Here is a 16,194-nt window from a genome sequence, read left to right as displayed (position 1 = left end):
ACAATGTCGAACTTAGTATTTGAAGGTGCGAAGGGTCACGACCACGGTCATGACCATGAGCATGACCACGGTCACCATGACGCCGGCGAGATGAAGATCTACGGCTTCTGGATCTACCTGATGACCGACTGCATCCTGTTTGCGTCGATCTTCGCAATCTATGCAGTGCTGGTGAACAACGTTGCCGGTGGTCCTTCGGGCCACGACATCTTCGAACTGCCATACGTGTTGGGCGAGACCGCCTGCCTGTTGCTCAGCTCGATCACCTACGGCTTCGCCATGCTGGCGATGCACAAAGGTAACAAGGCTGGCGTTCTGGGCTGGTTGTTCGTGACCTTCCTGTTCGGCCTGGGCTTCATCGGCATGGAAGTCAACGAGTTCCACATGCTGATCTCCGAAGGCTACGGCCCGAACCGCAGCGGCTTCCTGTCGGCGTTCTTCACGCTGGTCGGTACCCACGGTCTGCACGTGACCAGCGGTCTGATCTGGATGGCGATCATGATGTATCAGGTCAGCAAGAACGGCCTGACGTCGACCAACCAAACCCGTCTGAGCATGCTCAGCCTGTTCTGGCACTTCCTGGACGTGGTCTGGATCTGTGTGTTCACCGTTGTCTACCTGATGGGGACCATTTAAATGGCTAATTCACATCATTCTCATGACGATGCCAGTCACGGCAGCTTCAAGTCGTACATGGTCGGTTTCGTCCTGTCGATCATCCTGACCGCGATCCCTTTCGGTCTGGTGATGTTCCCGACGATCTCGAAGGTTGCGACCCTGTGGGTCGTCCTGATCTTCGCAGTCGTGCAGGTTCTGGTTCACCTGGTGTACTTCCTGCACCTGGATCGTTCCGCGGCCCAGCGCAACAACGTGATTGCGTTTGCATTCGCCACGTTGGTGATCTTGCTGCTGGTGGGTCTGAGTGTCTGGATCATGTTCAGCATTCACACCTTCATGATGGCGAAGTGAGGAAAACCTGATGTCACTGAAGCACTTTATCCAAATCACCAAACCGGGGATCATTTTCGGTAACGTGCTTTCGGTGGCTGGTGGCTTTTTCCTCGCATCCAAGGGACATGTCGATTTCGGCCTGTTCCTGATCGCGATGATCGGTACTTCGCTGGTGGTGGCCTCCGGTTGTGTGTTCAACAACTGCATCGACCGCGATATCGACCTGAAGATGGAACGCACCAAGAACCGTGTTCTGGTTCAGGGCCTGGTTTCGGTGAAACTGGCCCTGGCCTACGCCACGGTCCTGGGTGTCGTCGGTGTTGGCCTGCTGTACTTCAAGGCCAACCCACTGGCGGCCCTGTTCGCAGTGATCGGTTTTGTGATTTACGTCGGCTTCTACAGCCTGTACCTGAAGCGCAAATCCGTTCACGGCACGCTGGTCGGCAGTCTGTCGGGCGCGATGCCTCCGGTCATCGGCTACGTTGCCGTCAGCAACAGCTTTGACCTCGCAGCGCTGACCTTGCTCGTCATGTTCAGCCTGTGGCAGATGCCCCACTCGTACGCCATCGCGATCTTCCGTTTCAATGACTACCTGGCTGCTTCGATTCCGGTTCTTCCGGTCAAGCGCGGTATCCGGGTGGCCAAGCGGCATATCCTGATCTACATCCTGGCGTTCTTGCTGGCGACCTTGATGCTGACCTTCGGCGGTTACGCCGGGCTCAACTATCTGGCCGTCGCGGCTGCTATGGGCATGTACTGGTTGTACATGGCCTGGACAGGGTACAAAGCCAAAGATGACACCGTTTGGGCACGCAAGCTGTTCGTGTTCTCCATCTTCACCATCACGGCCTTGAGCGTGGCGATGTCGCTGGACTTTCAGGTAACCAAAGAGCTGCTGGTGACATACGCAGCCCCTTGATCGCCTGAACTGAAACACAGAAAACCCCGTGACGCTTACGAGCCACGGGGTTTTTTGTTGGGTGCGAGTTAACGGCTTGTAGGAATATTCGCTTAGTGGAGGCGGTAAAATCCGCAATTTGGGCTTTTCAGGCTCTAATCAGCCCATGACAAAGCCCACTGCTTTGCCGCATCATGTCTTTGTTTTGTACAAGGATCGTATCGAAATGCATCCGATCCAGTCGTAGAGATACAACAAACAGAATTATGACTGAGCACATCACTCCAGACATTCGGCCCAAAGATGATTCGATGCCGCTCGTATCGATCATTGCGCCCTGCTACAACGCAGAAAAGTATCTGGACGTTGCTCTGGCGAGCATCTTCGCCCAAGACTATCCGAACGTCGAAGTCATCATCGTCGATGACGGGTCCACCGATAACAGCGTGCCGATGCTCCGGGCGCTGCAAGGTCAATACGATTTCCAGCTTTACTCCCAGGCCAATCAGGGCGTCAGTGCGGCGCTGAATCACGGGTTGCGGTATGCCCGCGGTGAGTATGTGTGCACACCTGATCTGGACGACATCATGCTGCCGTCGTCCGTACGCCTGCGTGCCGATTACCTGAATCAACACCCGGAAGTGGGCTGTGTCGGCGCGCTGATCATTTACATGGACTCAGAAGGCAACGACACCAAGTCGCAGAAGCTGGCCGGTATTCAGAAACTCAGCTTCGACGAGATCCTGGGTGATGCGCTCGTCGTGGGTGCCCCCGTTTCGCTGTACCGGATGGACGCGTTGAAGACCGTGGACTTCTACGATCCCGAAATCAGGGTGCAGGATTTTCAGATGACCCTGAAAATCGCCAGCAAGGGTTATGAGGTACACGTGCTGCCGGTGAGCGTCACGCGGTATCGACGCCACCCGAACAACCTGTCGCGCCGCTACAAAGTCCTGTTTGACGCCGACATGCGCACCATTGCGCCTTATCGCTCGCACCCGGCCTACAACCGCGGGCTGACCGCGATCATCAACAAGGCATTGAAATATGCCGTGGTCAGCGACAAGAAGTACGCCTGGACGCTGCTCCGCTCGATCCCGTTGAGGCAGTTCAACCGAACCACTTTTCGCCGCTTCAAGCGTCTTCTGTTGCATCGCCAGAGCAGTTGATCCGCCCTTGTCGTGCCCGCTTCAGCTCACGGACCCCGCATGAAATTCTTCGAACTCCTGAAAACCCGTAAAACTCGAAAGCACTTGCGCAGCCTCGACAAACTCGAGCGCGCTCCGGAAAAGATTCGCCTTCGTTATCCGCACTATGTCGTGGGCACGGGCACCTACGGCATTCCGGAAGTCTTCGAGTTCGGCGACGACACTATCCTGCGGATCGGTTCCTACACCTCGATTGCGGCGGGCGTTAAGATTCTGCTCGGCGGTGAACACCGCACCGACTGGCTGACCACCTATCCATTCCCGGCCATGATGAAGGGGCTGGAGGACATCAAGGATTACGCGCCCAGCAAAGGCGACGTCGTCATCGGCAGCGATTGCTGGATCTGCGCCGACGCCACCATCCTGTCCGGTGTGACCGTTGGACACGGCGCGATCGTTGCCGCAGGCGCGGTGGTCACCCGCGATGTCCCGCCCTTCGCCGTCGTGGGCGGTAACCCCTGCAAGTTCATTCGCTGGCGTTTCGAAGAAGACGTGCGTGAACAACTGCTCGAAGCGGCCTGGTGGGACTGGCCGATGGAAGAAGTGAAGTCGGTTGCCCGACACCTGTGCGGACCTGATCTGGATGCCTTCCTCTCATACGCCAAGGCGCGCAAGGCCGCGTGAAGGGTTGAAAGACGAAGACCTTTTCTCCCCGGGAGGGTACAGGTGTTCCGGGTTTAAAGCTTCGGCACCGCGTCGCCCGTAGAACCGGTGTCATCCTTGTTCGGGGTCGCTTCCTTGGCGGGCCCCAGCACGATGGCCAGATGCCTCAAGTCGTCTATTTCCACGCTGACGCTTTTGCCCGACGGGCTGGCTGCCAGCGTGCCCAAGGCGAACACGGTAAAAAATCGCACCTCGTCCGCGTGGCTGAGCAACTCGCTGATGTAGCGACTGGAGCGGTAAGCCTGCATCTGGGCGGGCGAAACATACAACGTCACCTGCTTGCCCTGCAGCCGATCGAAGAACTTGAACTTGAACCCCGTGCCATAGCGCTCCACCAGACCCCCGCCGTACAGCACGCGTCGCTCATCCTCCAGCTTGGCAAACTTTATGTGGCGGAACCAGGAACGCAGCGTCACCTCGCCCTGACCCGGAATGCGCAACGTCAGCAACGCGAACTCTTCCTTGCTGAGTGTGGCCTGGGCCTGTCGGAAACTGTCGACCAGACGCTCCAGGTTGTTGGTACGGGATTCGGTGGGCTGTTTGGTGATCGAGGTGGTTGAAGAGGGTGTCGCGCTCGTGGGTTTTTCTTCAGGCGATGGTTCGGGTTTGTCCGGGGAGGAGGCCGGCCGGGTTCTTTCCTTTAGCGCTGGGTCGAACACGTCGATGTAATCGTCCAGCTTGCGCTTGACCTTGCGCAGCGCGGTTTGCGCCTCGGTTTCCTCCGGGGCGGGCTTGTCCTCGGGCAAGTCAGCCTCGTCGACCCACTCGCAATCGGCATGGTGCTCGTAATTGGGGTTGGCCCGGAAGTGCGCCGCCACAAAAGTCGGATGCTCCTGTGGCTTCACGTCATAGCGCACACCCGTGATCTTCACGCCCTGCGCCCGACATGGCTCTGACGAACACAGGAAGTTGAACCGCGCGCGCGGTGGCTCCTGAGAGAAGTATTCTCGACGCGCCGCCACGATCGACAGCTCCTGCTGCAACTCGACACAGAACGCGCGGGTGATGCTTTTGCGGGTCTTCATGACAGCGGCCGGGTCCTATGCCGAGGGTTCATGCCGGGATGATGCTGAATCGCCAGTGATTAGCACAACCCCAACACGACATTACTGTCCCGGAACCGCCAGCCATTCGCCCACCACCTTCTGATAAGCACCGGTTGCCTTGCTCAGATGCAACCACTGATCGACGTAGCTTTTCCAGGTGACATCGTCACGCGGCAGCAAATACGCCTTTTCGCCATATTGCATGTAACGGGAAGGGTTGACCGTGCACAGCCCCGGCGTGCGCTTCTGCTGGTAGAGCGCTTCCGACGCATCGGTGATCATCACGTCGGCCTTCTTGTCCAGCAACTGCTGGAAGATCGTCTTGTTGTCATGAAAGGACAGCGAAGCCTTGGGCAAGTAAGCCTTGGCAAATGCCTCGTTCGTGCCGCCCTGAGGCTCAATCAAGCGCACGTCGGGCTGGTTGATCTGCTCGACGGTCTGGTACTTCGACTCATCTTCACACCGCACCAGCGGCACTTTGCCGTCGATGTCCAGCGTGCTACTGAAGAACGCCTTCTTCTGACGTTCCAGCGTCACCGAAATACCACCGACCGCGATGTCACACTTGCCCGCCGTGAAGTCCGGCATCAGGTTTTTCCAGGTCGTCGGCACCCACTGCACCTTTACGCCAAGACTCTGAGCCAGCGATTGCGCCAGCTCGATATCGATGCCCTCGTATTGCCCATCCGGCTTGAGGAACGAATACGGCTTGTAATCGCCCGTGGTACAGACCGCGAGCTCACCTTTCTGCTGGACCGCGTCCAGGTGTGACGCCGTCTCGGCGGCCTGAGCGTGAGTGACGCTGGCCAATCCCAGCAACAGGCTGGCGGTTAAGCATGTCTTCATCGTGTTGATCCCTGTGAGTTCGCTCCGCGAGCGGCTTTGACTTTAGCCCGATGATGGCGATACAACGCCACCCCGGCGGCCAATACAACCACACCGATGAAAATCGGCAAGCGGTAAGGCTTCAGATTCCCCAGTAGATGCTCCAGCGCCTCGCCGGCCCAATAACCCGCCATCACGAACAGCGTCGCCCACACAGCGGCGCCCAGTAGATTGATCAGCGCGAAGCGGACGGGGGAGAGGCGACTCGCACCGATCACCAGCGGGCCGATGAGGCGCATGCCGTAGAGAAACCGCACCGAGAAGACCGACGCGGTGGGGTAGCGCTTGATCAAGTCGGAAACCCGGTCGATGGCCGATTGCTGTCGGTGCAGCTTAGGCAGGATCCGGGGGCCAAAGTAACGCCCGGTCCAGAACAGAATCTGATCTCCCAGCATGCCGCCCAGCGTGGCGATGAGGATGACGTGCGGCAATTGAAGGGCCGTCTGGTGAGCCGCCAACCCTCCCAGGATCAGCATGGTTTCGCCTTCCAGCAGGCAGCCGATAAATACAGCCCAATAGCCGTAGTTCGCCAGCAGATAATTGATGTCGACGTGTTCGAACATGAGCTCCAGCGGCCTCAAAAGGGGATTAGCCGCAGGGTCATCCGGCGGAAGGCATGCCGTTCGACCAAAGCTGTACGCCAACAGTTCTATCGCGCTTCAACGTCGCGCAGGGTCACTCGCTGTACTCGGCTTCCAGGGCCGCCAGGTCTTTCTCGATCACCTTCATCAGCATTTCCCACTCACCCTGAGTGCGTTTCAGCGCCTCCCCTTCGCGGGAGTAGAGGAAGTCGATAATGTTGGCGGTTTCCTTGGCCTTGGTGGTCGGGCGGAAGGCGTCCATGCTCAGCACGCGCGCCAGCATGTCCAGTTCCGTGGCGTGGTTGACCCACTGCCAGTCGTCCTTGATCACCACCTTGTCGATGAGGATGCACTGCTTCTTGAAGCTGCGCAGGCTCGCGCCAAACGGGCTGGCCGCCAGCAACGAGGTAATGCGCGACCCTTCGCTGTTGGCCTTGTCCACCGCATTTGGGCCGAAGAACCACTCGTTGAAACTCAACTCGATTTCGCGAAAGGCGACATTGGCATCCCAGATGATGCCCAGCGCCTTGTTGTGAATGATCTCGTTCTTCCACGCTCGGTAGGCCTTGAACGCCAGGCCCACCAGGCCTATCGCCGCGAGCGCCTGCACCAGCGCGGAACACGAATTGATGACGTCATACGCTCGTGCCGACCCTGAAAAGCCGGCACCCGTGTAGGACTCGTAGAACACCGCGCCTGTCATCGCTGCAAGAGCGAACAAGGCGCAATAAAACCCGAACGCATAGGGATCTTTCATTGTTGTTTTTATCCGATCAGCGAGGTTAAACGTTTGGTCCATTCGCTCTGGATCAGTCAATTTTCAGGCTAGTTGAGAACTGGGGTTTTGCAGGGCAAGGGGATGAAAAAGGGCGTGTGGTTGAATTCGGGCTTACGGCTTTTGATGCTGGCTGAAAGCTTCGCGCTCTGCTGATCAACTCAATTAGCTCTTGATTCTGCCCGGAGGCCGTAGGAGCGCGCTTGCCCATGATCTGCCGGGAACGCCCGAGTATCGGCAAGCCGAACTCCCACGGCCTTTGCCCAGAATCAAAAGCATGACCGTCGCGCGATCCCGCTTCTGCCCGGAGGGCGCAGAAGCAAGCTTGCCTGCTATCTGCCAGGAACCTCAGATCGTCGGCAAGCCGAACTCCTACGGGCTTCGCCCAGAATCAAAGCAGGGCCGTGACGCGATCCCGCTTCTGCCCGGAGGGCGGAGACGCGCGCCTGCCCGCGATCTGCCGGGAACCCCATATGGTCGCCAAGCCGAACTCCCAAGACCTTCGCCCAGAATCAAAAGCATGACCGTGGCGCGATCCCGCCTCTGCCCTGAGGGCGTAGGAGCGTGGCTTGTCCCGCGATCTGCCGGGAACCGGCAGCAAAACCAATCCACTTGTTCCTTCCAGGCAGACCTAGATCCAAAGGTATTTGTAGGACGTTTCTGAATTTCCACCGCCGGGTTTTCGACGAATAATGCCCACGTTAGCCTCCCCACCGTCGTTGTGATCAGCGACCGGATTTGACGATCTGAGACTAAGGCGCACAGCGCTCCAACTATGCTTTGAGCTATTACGCTTGCAGCACGTGTTATGGCAGCTGTGCGTCGGAGACCTTCGGGTCTGCCGGTAGCCTTAGGCCGGTTCGTCAACCTTCGCACAGCTGCTACCCATTGTTTGACGACACTGGAGTCAGCGTTAACTAAGGAGCTTCACCCGTGCAGGTATCGCATCAACCCAAATCCCCACCCCCATCGCTAACCCGGAAAGGGAAACGAGGCGATGACCGACTGCTTCGAACCTCAAATCTTCATCCGCCACCACCGCCAACTCCGCGCTCTCCAACTCGAAAGCCAAGCCTGGTTCTGCCTCCAGGACACCGCCCGCCTCATGGGCAAACCCCTCGACGAACGCGCCACCTACAAACTCGATCCAGACCAGCGCCGCACTGCCTGGCTAAACAGCAACGGCCAATGGAGCAAACAACTCCTCATCAGCGAATCCGGCCGCTTCGCCATACTGGTCCACCACTACGTCCCCGAAAACCGAGCGTTGAGGCATTGACTGACCCACGAGGTATTGCCGGCGTTGCGCGACAAGGCCGAGCCGCATTCGCCCAGTGTGAACGCTATGAAATCGGCAGGATGTTCGGTGGGGTTTCGGCAGCTGCTGTAGAGGAGTAACCACGTTTGAGCTCGTTGATGTCTACGGAGCCGGTATCCACGCTGAGTTGCTCGACCCCCATGAATATCCCCATTTCTCGGCTAGAGTAAGCGCTTGAGAGGATCAGCTCGTTCCTAGGTCCACGGTAGCTATTCACTGCTTCTGCTACCGCGCCCAACGCACTATGCAATTCAGGTTGCTTTGTTCTCATGGCTTTCTGAACAAAGTATTCCCTCCCATGGCCTCATATTTTTCTGAAGGTCCCAGCAAAGAAACACCAACCAATTGATGTGCCCGATCCACCAACTCAATTACCCGAAGCACGAAGTTTTCGAAGTGGTAACGATAGATACCTGTGTACTCAGACAGAGGTTGAGAGAGCCGACGGGCGGTTGGGGTACGTCTAAGAACGGTGGATTGAATGAGCACTGTTGGCGTCGCTTTTAAATAGGTAGAGCCTTTAATAACAAGTACGATGAAACAAAAGACGTGCGACAGTTCACTCATGCTTTTATCGTAAAGCGCGCTTTCAGCGCTCTGCTGTGTGGAAGAAAAACTGTGAGGGGGGCCGGACAAATTACACGATTTTAATGATCCAGATCAGGACGATGCCAAGGGTCAATGTGGGTCATCAGGTTTAATACACGATGCCGGCGCATTACATTTTCGCGAGCGGCCACGGCGATGGCATGGCCTTGTTCCACAGTGATGAACGCGTCCACTTCGATATGTGCATCCACCACAATCATGTCCCCCATTTTTCGCGTGCGCAGGTCGTGCACGCCTCTGATACCGGGCGTTTGCTGCAGGGTGTCGAGGATCGTCGCAACTTCCTGCTCGTCTGCGGCACGATCCATCAGGTCATGCAACGATCCCCAGGCAAAGCCCCAGCCCATTTTGGCAATCATGCCGCCCACCACCAGGGCCGCGATGGGGTCAAGGATGGGATACCCCGCCAGGTTGCCAGCGATGCCCAACCCGACCACCAGCGAGGAGGCGGCATCGGAGCGCGCGTGCCAGGCGTTGGCCACCAACAGGCTGGACTTGACCTTCCTGGCCACTGAGAGCATGAAGCGAAACAAGGCCTCCTTGGCGACCAAGGCGGCGAATGCGACCCACAGCGCGGCTGAATGCACCGTCGGGATGTCGGCGGGAGTCTCAAGCTTGAGCACCGCAGAACCGATCATGCCCATACCCACCGCCAGCAGCAGCAGGCCCAGCACCATAGAGGCGGCCGTGTCGAAGCGCAGATGCCCGTACGGGTGGCGTTCGTCTGCGGCTTCTTTGCTCTTATGGCTGGCGAAGAGCACGACAAAGTCCGCCACGAGGTCGGACAGCGAATGAATGCCATCGGCAATAAGCCCTTGGGACTTGGAAAACACTCCCACGACAATCTGAACCAGCGAGAGCATGAGGTTGACCCCTACGCTCACCCATGTGCAGCGCGAAGCCGCCGCAGCGCGCTCGCCCGGGCTGAAAGCCTCATCTTCCGGGTCGTCAAAGGCCTCTTGTCTTTCCATCTTCCTGCTTCCTGTTGGGAATAATACTTATCACGCCGGATCACAGCATGATGACGGCACGGTATTTAATTCGTGGGGGCAGGGTAAAGTTCAAGTTGAAAGTGTGCAACACGTATTGACCACTGCTGGACAGCCAACTTTTTTATCAGCGCTCAATTATAAAAATGTAAATACCAATGTTTCCCATCACTTATTCCGTTGCGTTAAACCATTCCCCGTATTCGCTTGCAAACTATCAAGGGCGCTTGCGCAATTGATGCTTATTCAGTTTCAACACTCGTTTGCAACTTCCCTCCAACAACTGAAATCTCCCGGAGTTCCTGACCCTCCCTGACGATGAACAAGGCGTCCATACGGCGCTGGCGGGCAAGGTTCACCCCTTGCGTTTCACCCAGCACCATCAAGGCTGTTGCCCAAGCGTCAGCGAGCATGCAACTGCTGGCAATCACGCTGACGGAGGCCAGATTATTGCTCGCAGGTAAACCACTGACGGGGTTCATGGTGTGTGCATAAGAGCGGCCCGCCACATCGACCCAATGGCGATAGTCGCCTGAAGTTGCAACGGCCGCGTCGGCCAGCTCCATCACACCCATGACGTCGCGCATACCCCGGCACGGTTTCTCCACCGCGATCACCCATGGCGTGTGGTCTGGTTTAACCCCGCTCGCTCGCATTTCGCCATCGATGCCGACCAGGTAACGGGTGATGCCCGCTTCGTTGAGGCAGCGGGCCATTTCGTCCACCGCGAACCCCTTGGCGATCCCATTGAGGTCGAGGACCAAGGGTTGATGTTTACACACCCGGTTGCGTTCTAGGTCGACGACAAGTTCTGCTCTGCTCACCCGCATTACAGACCTGGGCAATGGCTCGAGGGTCTCAGCGGTTATCGTCGGCGCGTTCGGCCCGAAGCCCCAGGCGCTGGACAGATCACCCACCGCGATGTCGAAGGCACCCTCGGACTCGTGCCTGACCCGTTCGGCGCAGGCCAGGACACACGCCAATTGACGAGGAACGTCTACCCAGTGTTGCAGGTCTGCTGCGTTCAATTGGTTGAGATTGGAGTGCGGTCGCCACGTGGACATCTGCTCATCCACCTGGGTCACGGCCTGCGACAGACGGCGGGCGATGACTGCAGTGTCGAAGCCAGCCGGGCCATAAAAAACGGCTGTGTAACGGGTGCCCATGGTTTCGCCATTGAGGCTGTAGCGCTGCGCTTCAATACACATCTTCACGGTATCGTCCTTGGGCCTTGAGAATCAGAACGCTGAGGTTCAGCGGGCCGAGTATTTCATCGACTGCGTGCATCACACCCTTGGCCATTTCACGGCCCCCGCACACCATGATCTGAGCGTTTTTACCGATTAGATGGCGCAAATGCGCAGCATCACCGATCAACGTGTCCTGCACGTAGTGGCACTCGTTGGCTTGCGAAAATGCTGCGCGCAGGGCCGTCAGACGGTTATCGGCCAAGTAGTTCTTGAGCTCGGGTTCGTAGAGGAAATCGGATGCGGGATGCCGGCCTCCCCAATACAAGTGCATGGGTGCGCGCGCGGTGTTGTGTCGTATGAAGCCGGCCAAGGGCCCAATCCCGGTTCCCGCGCCGATCAGGATGAGGGGATGCGCTCCCGACGCTGGCCGGAATTGCGGGTTAGGCTGAATGAAGGCTTGCACTGGCTCGCCCACTTGCAAGGCGTGAAGGTAGCCCGAGCAGACGCCCTGTTCATGCTTGCGCACGCAAATCTCCAGCACGCCATCTTCGGTGTTGCTGGCCAGGGAGTAAAAACGTGGCACTGATTGACCAAGCGGCAGAATACCCAGTAGGTCCCCGACCTGATAGCGCGGCAGGGCGGCCCCGTCGCTTTGGCCATCGGATCGGAATCGCAGAATATGAGTGGGGGCTCCCACCTGTGCGCCATACGCCGCACGCTCCACTAATATCAAGCAGCGCGTGGCGGGCCCCTGAACCTTATGCTGCAAGCGGATTGGCTGCCCTAATGCCTCACCGAGTGCATCGCCCCATCGGGTGAACGCCTGGGCCGATTGACGATTGATTCGCTCTAATTCCAGCAGCGGTGAGCCGCCTGCGCCGACCAATGCCTGCTGCACGTCTTCGGCAAACTGGCAAAAGCCGGGGAATTGTCGGTCGCCAAAGCCCAGCACCGCAAAACTAATGCCCGGCATGAAGCCCGAGCGAGCCAGACGAGGTAAAAACTGGTTGGCGCACGCAGGAGCGCCGCCCTCGCCATGGGTGGCTGTCAGCACGATAACCAATCGAGCAGCACGATAGTCGTTGGCTAACTGATTCATTGGCGCGCTGTGCACCCTGTAACCAGCCTGAATAAGGGCCTGGTGCAAGGTATGGGCGAACCCCCAGGTGGTATTGTTCTCGCTGCCCACTAACAGCACGCAGTCCGCAGAGTCCGCCGCACTGTTAATCAATGAGGCTGGCAGGGCTGAGCGCCGTCGCCACCATATGAGCATCCCGGTCACGCTCATCAGCGGCACACTCAAGGCGCAAATGCCCAGGATCAAACCCACCCACCACAGGCCGTCGCCTGTGTGCAGAAGATAAATCCATTCATATACCCGCTGGCTCGCAGTATGGGCCTGGTAAGCGAGCAGCGCTCCGTGAGTTCGGTCAACGTAACCGTCCCCGTCAGCCGTTTCCAAGGTAAACATGGCCTGCGGGTCGCTGGAGAGTGGGTAGATCAGTTCTCGCAGATCGTTGAGGTCGAGCTGCTGCAAGGCCGCCAGATGCTCGACCGGTAACACCGGCCCATTATCGATTGGCGCAGGCATGGGCAGTTCGTTCTGTATGCCATCGCTGATCACCCCGCACGTCACAGCGTAGAGGTACACCCCTGTCACACTGGTGAGCAGGAGACCTACGATTGCCAGGCGCCCGACTTCGCTGTGCCACCGCTGATTGAAGCTACCGCGCAATGGCCGCAACAGCTTGCGCCAGCCACCTTGGCGACGGGCCAGCAGTAAGGCGCCGGACACTGATAACACCAACATGAATACCGCGCCCAGGCAGGCCACGAAACGTCCCGCCGAACCCATGAGCAGCGAACGGTGCAGATCCTTGACCACGCGCAAAAACGGTGAGGGAACGTCTGCGGCCAACGCAGAGCCGGTCGAGGGATCTACTTGATCGGCGCCGCTTTTCCCGTCGCGGGTGTAGGAAACGATCACAGCACCGGAGGGCTTGCGCTGGATTTGCTCCACACCGGTAAAGTGCTCGGCTACGCGTCCGGCCAATTGCGCAACATTGATTTGCCCGGCGCTGTACTGAGGCGCACCCAAGCGCTCCAGCGCCGGAGTGGTCGAAAGGATCACTCCGCTGATCGACAACACCATGACCAACAAGGCGGCGATCAGACCTGGCAATGAATGGAACTGGCGCAGCATATTCAGCCTCCGGGCACTGGCGGGTTACAAGTCGTAGACGAAAGACTTCACATAAACGGTGCCGCTGGACGTTTTTCCTGCGCCGTCCCTGGTCAATGGAACGGTGATCTCTGATCGCCCCTCGCGCTGGCTTTCCACCGCGCTGTCGATACGGACCTGGTAACCGGCGTCGATTAATGTGTCTGCCAATTCCACGCTGACCTTCAACGTGCGCCCACTGCCCACGCTAGCGCCCGTTACGCCATCGAACTCGCTGTGCACCAGCCCGCCGGCACGCGCCCAGTCTGAGAGGTGGCGGTAATACTTGGCCTTCTTGCCTGCCACCCACAAGGTTCTCTGGTAATGACCGCCGGCATCGACGACGTAGATCGCGAGGTAGGCATCATTGCCGCCATAATCCTTTAGTTGCGTGGTCATGGTCACTTCACGCGCCAAGGCAAGGCCCGGCAGTGCCAAGGCACCCACCAGGCAGGCAGCGGCGATTGTCTTATTCATGGTGGCCTCCTGTTCTATCGTTGAGACCAGAGACTGAACCTTGAACCTGACAACCACCTGAATATTCAGATTCTCCTCATGTAGACCGTTCAAGGTGCTCTGCACATCGACATAAGGGAGTTGCCATGAGGGTATTACTGGTTGAGGACGCGGCGGGGCTGGGTGAGGCTGTCCGTGAACAGATTGCCGACGATGGTCATGCCGTGGACTGGGTACAACGTCTAACCCATGCCCGCAGCAGCATGGGCACCACACCCTACGACCTCATACTGCTCGACCTCATGCTGCCGGACGGCAGTGGCCTGGACTTCCTGCGGCAGCAACGCATGGCTGGCGTTGCCACCCCGGTGATTATCCTCACGGCGCAGGATCGCATTTCCGATCGCATCGACGGCTTGAACGCCGGTGCTGATGATTACCTGGTCAAGCCGTTCGACTTATTTGAACTCTCGGCAAGGGTGGCGGCGGTAGCAAGACGCTACAGCGGCAATCCGAACCCGCAAATAAACGTCGCAGGGCTGCAGATTGACATGAGCGCGCGCACAGTCTCGCGTCAGGGTGACAGCATTGAGCTCACCGCCCGCGAGTGGGCCTTGTTTGAAGCGTTCATCCAGCGGCCCAGTGCATTGCTGTCCAAGACACAGCTTGAGGAGCGGCTTTACGCGTTTGGTGCGGAAATCGAGAGCAACACCATCGAGGTCTACATCAGTCGGTTGCGCAAGAAGCTCGGCCGCGATTTCATTGAGACCGTGCGTGGCATGGGTTACCGGCTCATTCCGACATGAAATCTTCGACGAGCCTGCAAAAGCGGCTTAGCCTTGGGCTGACCTTAGGGATCACCTTGTTATGGCTGGGAGCAACCTTGGCCACTTGGTGGGTGGTGCGCCACGAGCTGGATGAGGTGTTCGATAGCGCGTTAGAAGAAACGGCCCGGCGTATTCTGCCACTGGCTGCGCAGACCGCAGGCCACGAGCACATAGACTTGCCGTCACTGCCCGAGGAGGGGCCCGGCGTGCGAACGGAAAATCTGGCCTACCTGGTGCGCGACGGGAATGGACACGTCGTGATGCAGTCCCATGACGCTGATCGGGAAGACTTCAACCCGCAGCCGGTTGAAGGCTTCACCAACACGACTCACCACCGACGTTATTCGGCCGTGATGCCGGACGGCAGATTCACTATCGAAGTCGCACAACCGCTGTCTCATCGTGATGAAGCTGCGCGCGAAGCCTTGCTGGCCCTGCTGCTGCCGTTGCTGGCGCTGGTGCCGATCAGTTGGCTTGGTACGCTGTTGATTGTGCGAGTGAGCCTGCGCAGCGTGTTGGCCTACCGCCGAGCGATCGAAGCACGGGGTGCCGGGGACTTATCCCCCGTGCGTGCTGCCAAGTTGCCGGCCGAATTTGATCCGCTTGCCGAAGCGGTCAATCATTTGCTTCAGCGCATGCGCAAAGCGCTGGAAGCCGAACGCAGCTTCACCGCCAACAGCGCCCACGAATTACGCACCCCGTTGGCGGCAACGCTTGCTCAGGTACAACGGCTGCGTCACGAAGCGCCGCAAGCCTTGCAGACACGAATAGGGAAAATAGAAGGCTCGCTGCACGACCTTGCCAGGCTGTCCGAAAAGCTCATGCAGTTAGCCAAGGCTGAAGGCGGCGGCTTGTTATCGCAGGCCCCGAAAGACCTCATCCCGTTACTGGCGCACAGCGTAGAAGAGTGGAACGGGAGTCACGGCCAGCGGATCATGCTGACGCTACCGGCCCGGCACAGTCTGTACTCGGCCATCGACCCCGACGCCTTCGGCATTCTGTTGCGCAATTTGATAGAGAACGGACTTAAATACGGGGCCCAAGATCAGGCCATACAGGTCAGCCTTGATGACGAGGCCGTGCTGCGTGTTACCAACAGTGGGGCCGTTGTACCGGACGTCGTGCTGCAGCATCTCACTGAGCGGTTTGTGCGCGGCAACACGGATGTCAGCGGCTCGGGGTTGGGCCTTGCGATCGTCAATACGATCGTTCAGGGCGTCAAAGGCAGCCTTATGCTGGTATCGCCCGCACCAGGCAAGGTCGACGGGTTCGAGGCCATGGTGCGACTGCCCTTGGTCGAGTGCTCTTCGCCGTAGGGTGATGAGTCTGTCCGTCATCGGTGCAAAACAGAAGACCAATACCCGAATTGTCAACGAGCGAGCACGTATGGCTTGTCCGTCGGGAAGCAGGTTTTTATCTGCAAGGCGGTAAGGTGCATATCCGTAAGGTCCCATTCTTGCGTCAGAAACAGCAGGGGAACTGCACTCAGTGGGAGTGGGCGGTGAGGGGCGGGGATGGAACCCCAGAGACCAAAAAGCCCGCAGTTAGCGGGCTCAAGGGTGTGTTTCGTAGACGCT

Annotated in this window: 16 protein-coding genes and 1 pseudogene; 8 read left to right on the top strand and 9 right to left on the bottom strand. The window is 58.3% G+C overall.

The genetic code is table 11. From position 1 onward, the window contains the following. The first annotated feature begins 3 nt into the window (after positions 1-3). From BLS87_RS22850 to BLS87_RS22830, 5 genes are all read left to right on the top strand, one after another. Positions 4-636, top strand: a complete 633-nt coding sequence (locus tag BLS87_RS22850) for a cytochrome o ubiquinol oxidase subunit III (RefSeq protein ID WP_074755936.1) — start codon at positions 4-6, stop codon at positions 634-636. Then, positions 637-969, top strand: a complete 333-nt coding sequence (cyoD, locus tag BLS87_RS22845) for a cytochrome o ubiquinol oxidase subunit IV (RefSeq protein ID WP_074755934.1) — start codon at positions 637-639, stop codon at positions 967-969. Positions 970-979: 10 nt separating this feature from the next. Then, complete coding sequence (gene cyoE / locus BLS87_RS22840) at positions 980-1,870, top strand: heme o synthase (protein ID WP_074755932.1); 891 nt, start codon at positions 980-982, stop codon at positions 1,868-1,870. 245 nt (positions 1,871-2,115) lie between these two features. Further along, positions 2,116-3,018, top strand: coding sequence for a glycosyltransferase family 2 protein (locus BLS87_RS22835; RefSeq protein WP_074755930.1), 903 nt, complete (start codon positions 2,116-2,118; stop codon positions 3,016-3,018). Positions 3,019-3,057: 39 nt separating this feature from the next. Beyond that, complete coding sequence (locus BLS87_RS22830) at positions 3,058-3,681, top strand: CatB-related O-acetyltransferase (RefSeq protein ID WP_074755928.1); 624 nt, start codon at positions 3,058-3,060, stop codon at positions 3,679-3,681. A 53-nt stretch (positions 3,682-3,734) separates the two neighbouring features. On the opposite strand, the gene BLS87_RS22825 is transcribed toward BLS87_RS22830, so the two are convergent. From BLS87_RS22825 to BLS87_RS22810, 4 genes are all read right to left on the bottom strand, one after another. Continuing rightward, positions 3,735-4,745 carry an ATPase gene (locus BLS87_RS22825; protein ID WP_074755926.1) on the bottom strand — a complete coding sequence of 337 codons (1,011 nt, stop codon included), beginning with the start codon at positions 4,743-4,745 and terminating at the stop codon, positions 3,735-3,737. An 81-nt stretch (positions 4,746-4,826) separates the two neighbouring features. Beyond that, the gene (locus BLS87_RS22820; RefSeq protein WP_074755924.1) at positions 4,827-5,612 is read right to left on the bottom strand and encodes a transporter substrate-binding domain-containing protein; all 786 of its coding nucleotides are present in this window, start codon (positions 5,610-5,612) and stop codon (positions 4,827-4,829) included. Then, positions 5,609-6,214 carry a DedA family protein gene (locus tag BLS87_RS22815; RefSeq protein WP_074755922.1) on the bottom strand — a complete coding sequence of 202 codons (606 nt, stop codon included), beginning with the start codon at positions 6,212-6,214 and terminating at the stop codon, positions 5,609-5,611. The genes BLS87_RS22820 and BLS87_RS22815 overlap by 4 nt, the downstream gene beginning before the upstream one ends. Before the next feature lie 112 nt (positions 6,215-6,326). Then, positions 6,327-6,989 (bottom strand): hypothetical protein, encoded by a 663-nt coding sequence (locus tag BLS87_RS22810; RefSeq protein ID WP_074755921.1) that lies wholly within the window; start codon positions 6,987-6,989, stop codon positions 6,327-6,329. A 1,015-nt stretch (positions 6,990-8,004) separates the two neighbouring features. On the opposite strand from BLS87_RS22810, the pseudogene BLS87_RS22805 reads away from it, so the two are divergent. Continuing rightward, positions 8,005-8,283 (top strand): annotated as a pseudogene (locus BLS87_RS22805) (BRO-N domain-containing protein); the annotation flags it as partial. Between the two features lie 309 nt (positions 8,284-8,592). Here BLS87_RS22805 and BLS87_RS33850 read toward each other — a convergent pair. The 5 genes from BLS87_RS33850 to BLS87_RS22785 all read right to left on the bottom strand — a co-directional run bounded on the left by BLS87_RS33850 (position 8,593) and on the right by BLS87_RS22785 (position 13,811). Next, positions 8,593-8,892 (bottom strand): hypothetical protein, encoded by a 300-nt coding sequence (locus tag BLS87_RS33850; RefSeq protein ID WP_143024459.1) that lies wholly within the window; start codon positions 8,890-8,892, stop codon positions 8,593-8,595. 80 nt (positions 8,893-8,972) lie between these two features. Beyond that, a complete protein-coding gene (locus BLS87_RS22800) occupies positions 8,973-9,905 on the bottom strand; it encodes a cation diffusion facilitator family transporter (RefSeq protein WP_074755918.1) in 933 nt (310 codons plus the stop codon). A gap of 260 nt (positions 9,906-10,165) precedes the next feature. Continuing rightward, complete coding sequence (locus tag BLS87_RS22795; protein WP_074755916.1) at positions 10,166-11,131, bottom strand: FAD:protein FMN transferase; 966 nt, start codon at positions 11,129-11,131, stop codon at positions 10,166-10,168. Beyond that, positions 11,121-13,316, bottom strand: a complete 2,196-nt coding sequence (locus BLS87_RS22790; protein ID WP_074755914.1) for a PepSY domain-containing protein — start codon at positions 13,314-13,316, stop codon at positions 11,121-11,123. Before BLS87_RS22790 ends, BLS87_RS22795 begins: the two co-directional genes overlap by 11 nt. A gap of 24 nt (positions 13,317-13,340) precedes the next feature. Continuing rightward, a complete protein-coding gene (locus BLS87_RS22785; RefSeq protein ID WP_074755912.1) occupies positions 13,341-13,811 on the bottom strand; it encodes a DUF2271 domain-containing protein in 471 nt (156 codons plus the stop codon). A gap of 125 nt (positions 13,812-13,936) precedes the next feature. On the opposite strand from BLS87_RS22785, the gene BLS87_RS22780 reads away from it, so the two are divergent. Further along, positions 13,937-14,596, top strand: a complete 660-nt coding sequence (locus tag BLS87_RS22780) for a response regulator (RefSeq protein ID WP_074755910.1) — start codon at positions 13,937-13,939, stop codon at positions 14,594-14,596. Further along, on the top strand, positions 14,593-15,933 hold the full coding sequence (locus BLS87_RS22775; RefSeq protein WP_074755908.1) for an ATP-binding protein: 1,341 nt from the start codon (positions 14,593-14,595) through the stop codon (positions 15,931-15,933). The genes BLS87_RS22780 and BLS87_RS22775 overlap by 4 nt, the downstream gene beginning before the upstream one ends. The last annotated feature ends 261 nt before the right edge of the window (positions 15,934-16,194 follow it).

The sequence above is a fragment of the Pseudomonas abietaniphila genome (genome assembly GCF_900100795.1).
Taxonomy (GTDB): Bacteria; Pseudomonadota; Gammaproteobacteria; order Pseudomonadales; family Pseudomonadaceae; genus Aquipseudomonas; species Aquipseudomonas abietaniphila.
The sequence above is the reverse complement of the archived record's forward strand: the minus strand, read 5'-3'. Positions and strand labels throughout refer to the sequence as shown.

Excerpts from the sequence above, each read along its gene's own strand:
- BLS87_RS22785 (WP_074755912.1), bottom strand. The coding sequence starts at position 13,811 with ATGAATAAGACAATCGCCGCTGCCTGCCTGGTGGGTGCCTTGGCACTG.
- BLS87_RS22820 (WP_074755924.1), bottom strand. The coding sequence starts at position 5,612 with ATGAAGACATGCTTAACCGCCAGCCTGTTGCTGGGATTGGCCAGCGTC.
- cyoD (WP_074755934.1), top strand. The coding sequence starts at position 637 with ATGGCTAATTCACATCATTCTCATGACGATGCCAGTCACGGCAGCTTC.
- BLS87_RS33850 (WP_143024459.1), bottom strand. The coding sequence starts at position 8,892 with ATGAGTGAACTGTCGCACGTCTTTTGTTTCATCGTACTTGTTATTAAA.
- BLS87_RS22780 (WP_074755910.1), top strand. The coding sequence starts at position 13,937 with ATGAGGGTATTACTGGTTGAGGACGCGGCGGGGCTGGGTGAGGCTGTC.
- BLS87_RS22830 (WP_074755928.1), top strand. The coding sequence starts at position 3,058 with ATGAAATTCTTCGAACTCCTGAAAACCCGTAAAACTCGAAAGCACTTG.
- BLS87_RS22825 (WP_074755926.1), bottom strand. The coding sequence starts at position 4,745 with ATGAAGACCCGCAAAAGCATCACCCGCGCGTTCTGTGTCGAGTTGCAG.
- BLS87_RS22795 (WP_074755916.1), bottom strand. The coding sequence starts at position 11,131 with ATGTGTATTGAAGCGCAGCGCTACAGCCTCAATGGCGAAACCATGGGC.
- BLS87_RS22835 (WP_074755930.1), top strand. The coding sequence starts at position 2,116 with ATGACTGAGCACATCACTCCAGACATTCGGCCCAAAGATGATTCGATG.
- BLS87_RS22800 (WP_074755918.1), bottom strand. The coding sequence starts at position 9,905 with ATGGAAAGACAAGAGGCCTTTGACGACCCGGAAGATGAGGCTTTCAGC.
- BLS87_RS22815 (WP_074755922.1), bottom strand. The coding sequence starts at position 6,214 with ATGTTCGAACACGTCGACATCAATTATCTGCTGGCGAACTACGGCTAT.
- BLS87_RS22850 (WP_074755936.1), top strand. The coding sequence starts at position 4 with ATGTCGAACTTAGTATTTGAAGGTGCGAAGGGTCACGACCACGGTCAT.
- cyoE (WP_074755932.1), top strand. The coding sequence starts at position 980 with ATGTCACTGAAGCACTTTATCCAAATCACCAAACCGGGGATCATTTTC.
- BLS87_RS22775 (WP_074755908.1), top strand. The coding sequence starts at position 14,593 with ATGAAATCTTCGACGAGCCTGCAAAAGCGGCTTAGCCTTGGGCTGACC.
- BLS87_RS22810 (WP_074755921.1), bottom strand. The coding sequence starts at position 6,989 with ATGAAAGATCCCTATGCGTTCGGGTTTTATTGCGCCTTGTTCGCTCTT.
- BLS87_RS22790 (WP_074755914.1), bottom strand. The coding sequence starts at position 13,316 with ATGCTGCGCCAGTTCCATTCATTGCCAGGTCTGATCGCCGCCTTGTTG.